The 6,463-nt window shown below is 46.9% G+C and carries 5 protein-coding genes; all 5 read right to left on the bottom strand.

Annotated elements, in window-relative coordinates; all coding sequences use genetic code 11:
• Window positions 1-111 precede the first annotated feature (111 nt).
• Window positions 112-1,398 carry an adenylosuccinate synthase gene (locus tag ACFO0S_RS00175; RefSeq protein ID WP_378138952.1) on the bottom strand — a complete coding sequence of 429 codons (1,287 nt, stop codon included), beginning with the start codon at window positions 1,396-1,398 and terminating at the stop codon, window positions 112-114.
• Between the two features lie 199 nt (window positions 1,399-1,597).
• Window positions 1,598-2,956 carry a replicative DNA helicase gene (dnaB, locus tag ACFO0S_RS00170; RefSeq protein WP_378138950.1) on the bottom strand — a complete coding sequence of 453 codons (1,359 nt, stop codon included), beginning with the start codon at window positions 2,954-2,956 and terminating at the stop codon, window positions 1,598-1,600.
• 12 nt (window positions 2,957-2,968) lie between these two features.
• Window positions 2,969-3,415, bottom strand: coding sequence for a 50S ribosomal protein L9 (gene rplI, locus ACFO0S_RS00165; RefSeq protein ID WP_378138948.1), 447 nt, complete (start codon window positions 3,413-3,415; stop codon window positions 2,969-2,971).
• A complete protein-coding gene (locus tag ACFO0S_RS00160) occupies window positions 3,412-5,388 on the bottom strand; it encodes a DHH family phosphoesterase (RefSeq protein WP_378138946.1) in 1,977 nt (658 codons plus the stop codon). Before ACFO0S_RS00160 ends, rplI begins: the two co-directional genes overlap by 4 nt.
• A gap of 14 nt (window positions 5,389-5,402) precedes the next feature.
• Window positions 5,403-6,344 carry a YybS family protein gene (locus ACFO0S_RS00155; RefSeq protein WP_378138944.1) on the bottom strand — a complete coding sequence of 314 codons (942 nt, stop codon included), beginning with the start codon at window positions 6,342-6,344 and terminating at the stop codon, window positions 5,403-5,405.
• Between the last annotated feature and the right edge of the window lie 119 nt (window positions 6,345-6,463).

Genomic DNA, 6,463 nt, shown 5'->3' with positions numbered 1-6,463 from the left:
GGATTTTTTTGTCCATAGCTGAAAGCTCTCAGGAACCCCCTGCATTGCAGGGGGTATTCAGATTACAAAAATACCCCCTATCCTTTAAAGGACAGGGGGGGTGTCATTAGTTTAGCGCCAAACACTTGTGACAATATTCGTTTGCGTCCGATCTGGTCCGACAGAGAAAATGGAAATTTGTACGCCTGTCAGTTGCGCAATACGCTCCAAGTAATGACGGGCATTGTCCGGAAGCTCGTCTAGTGACTTGCACTTCGTGACGTCTTCTGACCAACCTGGCATTTCCTCATAGACGGGTTCACAGTCTGCCAGCATGCGTAGGTTAGCTGGATACTCAGTGATGAGTTCCCCTTTGTAACGATACGCTGTACAAATCTTCACTGTATCTAACCCACTTAATACATCAATCGAGTTAACGGTAAGGTCTGTCAATCCGCTGACCCGGCGTGCGTGGCGGACGACGACAGAATCAAACCACCCGATTCGGCGTGGACGTCCTGTCGTTGTCCCGTACTCTTTTCCGACTTCACGGATACGGTCTCCCACAGCGTCAAACAATTCTGTCGGGAACGGTCCGTCACCGACTCGAGACGTATAGGCTTTACATACACCGACAACGTGAGAAATCTGTGTAGGGCCGACACCCGCTCCGATGGTCACGCCACCAGCTACTGGATTGGAAGAGGTCACAAATGGATAGGTTCCTTGGTCGATATCTAACATAACCCCTTGTGCGCCTTCGAATAATACACGACGGCCTTCGTCGAGCGCATCATTTAACACTTTCGATGTATCGGTTACGTACTTTTCAATCTCTTGTCCGTACGCATAGTATTCTTCTAAGATGGCTTCTAATTCAAAGCCTTCTGTTTCATAGAACTTTTCAAACATGCGGTTCTTCTCGGCTAAGTTGTTCGCTAGTTTCTCTTTGAATGTTTCATAATCGAGTAGGTCTGCCATACGGATTCCGACACGTGCGGCTTTATCCATGTAAGCAGGGCCAATTCCCTTACCTGTTGTCCCGATCTTGTTTGCCCCACGACGTGCTTCTTCTACTTCATCTTGCTTCAAGTGATAAGGAAGGATGACGTGTGCGCGATTCGAGATACGCAGGTTGTCTGTGCTGACTCCACGTTCATGAAGACCTTTTAACTCTTTCACCAGTGCTTTCGGATCCACAACCATTCCGTTTCCGATCACTGAAATTTTATCTTTATAGAAAATACCTGATGGAATCAAGTGCAGCTTATACGTCTCTCCACCAAAGATGATGGTATGACCTGCATTGTTCCCGCCTTGGTAACGTGCAATCACTTCTGAGTTCTCTGATAGGAAATCGGTAATCTTCCCTTTTCCTTCGTCTCCCCACTGGGTTCCTACAACTACGACTGATGGCATAATCAGCACCTCCGCTAGACACTGTGTGTCCTATTTCAAACAGTATAAGTGTATCAGCGTATCGTATTCACGTCAATCAAAATTTGAATAAAAAACGAACAAAATGATAATCAATTAATTTAATGTTCGCTTTTAAGTTGATTGATGTCAGACTTTCCATAGAATTTCCTCATTTAGACTATAAAAAAACCGACTTCCCTTAGGAAGCCGGAGGAGCCGCATGTTGACTCCAGTCAATATTGACGAACTTGTTGAACTCTTTGACGAACGCGAGAGTCACCGTACCTGTCGGGCCATTCCGCTGCTTCGCAATGATGATTTCAATCATATTCTGGTTTTCTGTCTCTTTGTCATAGTAATCTTCCCGGTATAAGAACGACACGATATCGGCATCCTGCTCAATCGATCCGGATTCACGCAGATCGGACATCATTGGACGCTTGTCTTGTCGCTGCTCTACACCACGGGAGAGCTGAGACAAGGCAATCACAGGCACCTGAAGCTCACGAGCGAGGGCTTTTAACGAACGCGAGATTTCCGATACTTCTTGTTGACGGTTCTCACCTTTTCCTCCGGACCCTTGGATGAGCTGCAGGTAATCAATCAGGATCATGCCAAGACCGTATTCTTGTTTTAGACGACGACACTTTGCACGAATCTCTGTCACGCGGATCCCTGGCGTATCATCAATGAAGATACCGGCGTTTGATAGACTTCCCATGGCCATCGTCAGCTTCTTCCAGTCTTCGTTGGTCAGAGCACCTGTACGCAGCACCTGCGCATCGATGTTGCCTTCTGCACAGAGCATACGCATGACGAGCTGCTCTGCGCCCATCTCAAGACTAAAGATCGCTACGTTCTCATCTGTCTTTGTCGCAACATTCTGCGCCACGTTTAAGGCAAATGCTGTCTTACCTACTGAAGGACGGGCTGCCACAATGATCAGGTCATTGCGCTGGAAGCCAGCTGTGATCCGGTCGAGGTCACGGAACCCGGTCGGTACACCCGTGATGTCCCCTTTACGGGAATGCAACTGTTCGATGTTATCGTACGTCTGAACCAAAACATCTTTGATATTTTGAAAGTCTCCTGCGTTTTTCCGACTGGAGACGTCCATCATCTTCTTCTCCGCTTCCGATAACACAGCGGCTACTTCGTCTTCGCGGGTAAATCCGTCTTCCACGATGCTGGTCGCGACGCGGATAAGACGACGCAGCAACGCTTTCTCTTCCACGATACGTGCATAGTACACGATGTTCGCAGCAGTTGGTACCGCATTGGCAAGTTCACTTAAATACGCAATCCCGCCGACGTCTTCCAGTTCTTTTTTCGCTGATAACTCCTCTGTTACCGTGACCACATCAATGGCTTTCCCTTGGTCACTGAGGCGTATCATCGTCTGGAAGATGCGTTGATGCGCAGTACGATAGAAATCTTCCGGCACCAGCACTTCAGCCGCTGTAATCAGCGCCGGCGGTTCTAGAAAGATGGCGCCGATCACCGATTGCTCAGCTTCATGATTATGGGGTGGAACTCTGTCCATGAACGGCTCGCTCATCTTTTTCGCTCCTTACTCTTCCGTTACGTGGACTTTTAAAGTAGCCGTAACATCCTGGTGTAGTTTGACTGGTACGTTCGTGTAGCCTAATGTGCGAATCGCATCCTCCAGTTCCATTTTGCGTTTATCAATCTTCATGCCATGAACTTTTTCAAGAGCTGTTGCGACTTGCTTTGTAGTGACAGATCCGAACAGGCGACCGTCTGCTCCAGACTTTGCTTTTAATTCCACTGTCACCGCTTCTAATTTCTCTTTCAGAGCATTAGCATCCGCAAGTTCTTGTGCTGCTTGCTTCTCTGTTAACTTCTTTTGACCTTCTACTGCTGATAGAGCAGAACTTGTGGCTTCTACTGCGTAGCCATTTTTAATAAGGAAGTTGTGCGCGTAGCCGTCTGCTACATTTTTGATTTCGCCTTTTTTCCCTTTTCCTTTAACATCTTTTAAGAATACGACTTTCATTGTTCATTTCCTCCTTGCATAGTCCGGTCTATACTTTCTTTTACTTGCTCAATCGCATCTGCAATGGTGGTGTTTTCAAGCAGTGTGGCCGCATTGGTTAAATGCCCGCCTCCACCTAGGTTCTCCATGACGAGTTGCACATTGACGTTGCCGAGTGAACGTGCGCTGATGCCCACATTGGACTCATCGCGGCGTCCAATGACAAATGACGCTTGCACATTACTCATCGTAAGGAGAATGTCTGCTGTCTGCGCAAGTAGGATTTGGCTATATATTTCATTTTCAGGGGCATGCGCAATCGCTACTCCCTCATGATAGAATTCCACTGACTGTATGATTTTTGCACGCTCTACGTACGTGTCCAGATCTTCTTTTAACAAGCTTTGAACAAGGACCGTATCCGCCCCGTTCGTACGCAAGTATGAAGCTGCTTCAAACGTTCGTGCTCCTGTTCGGAGCGTGAAACTCTTTGTATCGACGGTAATTCCTGCGAGCATCGATGTCGCTTCCAACATCGTCAGCTTGTCATGCTTTGGCTGGTACTCGATAAGTTCCGTCACAAGCTCAGCAGTAGACGATGCATATGGCTCTAAGTAAACGAGCAGTGTATTTTCAATAAATTCTTCGCCTCGACGGTGATGGTCAATGACGACGACTTTTTCTGCACGCTGCAAGAGGCGGTCGTCAATCACAAGACTCGGTTTATGCGTATCCACGACCACGAGAAGCGTTTTTTCCGTCATTCGGTTCATAGCCTCTTCGGGTGAGATAAAACGCGAGTAAAGGGCCTCATTTTGCTTAATTTCATCCATTAAGCGAATGACACTCTTATCGAGCTCTTGAAAATCGATGACGACATAGCCATCGACCTGATTCATCTCGGCCATTTTTCGTACGCCAACAGCTGCTCCTATGGAGTCCATATCAGGCAACCTGTGGCCCATCACGAGCACTTGGTCACTGTCTTGAATCAAATCTCGCAGGGCATGAGAAATGACGCGAGCCCGGATGCGTGTGCGTTTCTCTACAGGATTGGTTTTCCCTCCATAGAACTTCACTTTTCCGTCCGCCTGTTTAATGGCGACTTGGTCACCGCCTCGTCCAAGAACGAGGTCAAGACTCGACTGGGCAAGCTCGCCTAGCTCAACAAGAGAGGTCGACGATGTCCCGACTCCCGCACTGAGTGTCACGCCATGACCAAATTGCGTCGTCACTTCTCGGATTTCATCCAAGATGCTGAATTTGTTTTTCTCTAACGTTAATAGAATGGATTCATTAAGGACGGCGATAAACCGGTCGGAAGCCACACGCTTCACAAAGATCCCAAATTCCGCTCCCCATGCATTGACGGTAGAGGTAATCAAGCTATTGAGCTGACCTCGGATCTGATCATCCATTCCTTGCGTGATTTCATCATAGTTATCGATAAATAAAATTCCGATGACGGTCCGGTCGCCGTAGTAGAGCGTTTCAATCTCCACTTGCTCCGTTACGTCAAAGAAGTAAAGTAATTTTTCATCCGGTTTATAGAAGACTCTAAAGTTATGGTCTCCTATTTCTACCGTCGTATCATTGATTTCGTCGGAACTGAGCACTTCCGGAATTTGTTCGGAGAGTTCGTGCACATTCAGGCCAATCAATGTGTCTTGTGGCATCTGTTTCGTCATATAGGGGTTTGCCCATTCAATGACGTGATGATCATTGAGGAGAACAATTCCAATAGGCATTTCAAGGAGGGCTTCCTCCCCTACTTTCTTTAGCCTATATGACATCGTTTCAATATGCTTCTCTGTTTCCTGATAGACGCGGTTCTCTGTCGACCATGCATACAGGGTGACAGCCACGACAAGGAGTCCAAAAACGATGCCGACCAAAAACGATTGTACCGAAAACACAACAGTGGCTGTGATTCCTAGGACCGCAAACAAAATCACACTATACCGCATCGGTCGTTTCCGAAAGAATGTGGCCAAGCTTGTTCAACTCCTTACTTTTTTGGACTGGCAGCGATATACGCACGTAAACGGAATCCTAAATCAATGACACCGATAATGACCACAATGGAATAGAACGGGATCAACACAATGGTTGTCGCAATCGCGCCCCATTTCGGCCAGCTTTGGTGATGGAAGTAGAAGTGCACCAGTGAAATCCCCTGTAAAAAGAGCAGGGCACGGAAGATGAATACGGCATTGACGAGAATCATCTCACCAAATGAACCGGCTTCAAATACCGCGAATAAAGACAATAGCGATACGATTAAATAATACCATATCACTGCACGCGGCAATTGAAAATGACGAAATGCCGCAAAGCGTGGAACAGGTACTTTCAGTTTGCGCAGAATGGGTAATGCAACCGAAATATACACAAGAGCCGCCACAAACATCATGGCAATAAAATACCCTGGTAATACCAGTGAGAATGTTTGTAAGCTGGTTCTCACAATTTCATCAAAGTCATTCGGCAACTGACCGACACTTTCCATCATTTCTCCTACTTGTATGTAAGATGCCCGTAGTTGATCAATTCCTTCTTCAATTAAATTAATTGAAAATAGAAATTGCGTGAGAGCGAGTTGCATGACGGATGTGAGCATTAAGACAATGGCTGTAGAAATAAAGAGATACACTTTAGATTGACGTCGTGCAAGTCCGTCTCCAATGATAAAGCCGATAGGTACAGTGACCATGGCGACAAAGAGACCTGGGTAACTGCCAAGTAACACAGCGGCAATCAGACTGAACACAACGAGGAGAAATGTTGAGTTTCGTGAATGCTTTGCACGGAACCACGCAATCGGAATTACGGAGAGCAGCAAGCCCACGAGTGCGAGTGCAGGAAGATACACGGAGAATATGGTCAGACCCACAAAGACGAGCCAAGCCGTCAGTCCATGCTTCCATACGGGTGATGTTTCTTGTTGCATAGGACCCTTCCTTCTTTCTAGATTTCCCTTTTAGTTTATCATATTAGCGTAGGATACGCTTTGCCCGGTCACGGGTAAAAAAAAATAGAGAGCCACTTCAGAGGAGAATACTAAAGCCC

This window comes from Chryseomicrobium palamuruense (assembly GCF_042649045.1).
Taxonomy (GTDB): domain Bacteria; phylum Bacillota; class Bacilli; order Bacillales_A; family Planococcaceae; genus Chryseomicrobium; species Chryseomicrobium palamuruense.
The sequence above is the reverse complement of the archived record's forward strand: the minus strand, read 5'-3'. Positions and strand labels throughout refer to the sequence as shown.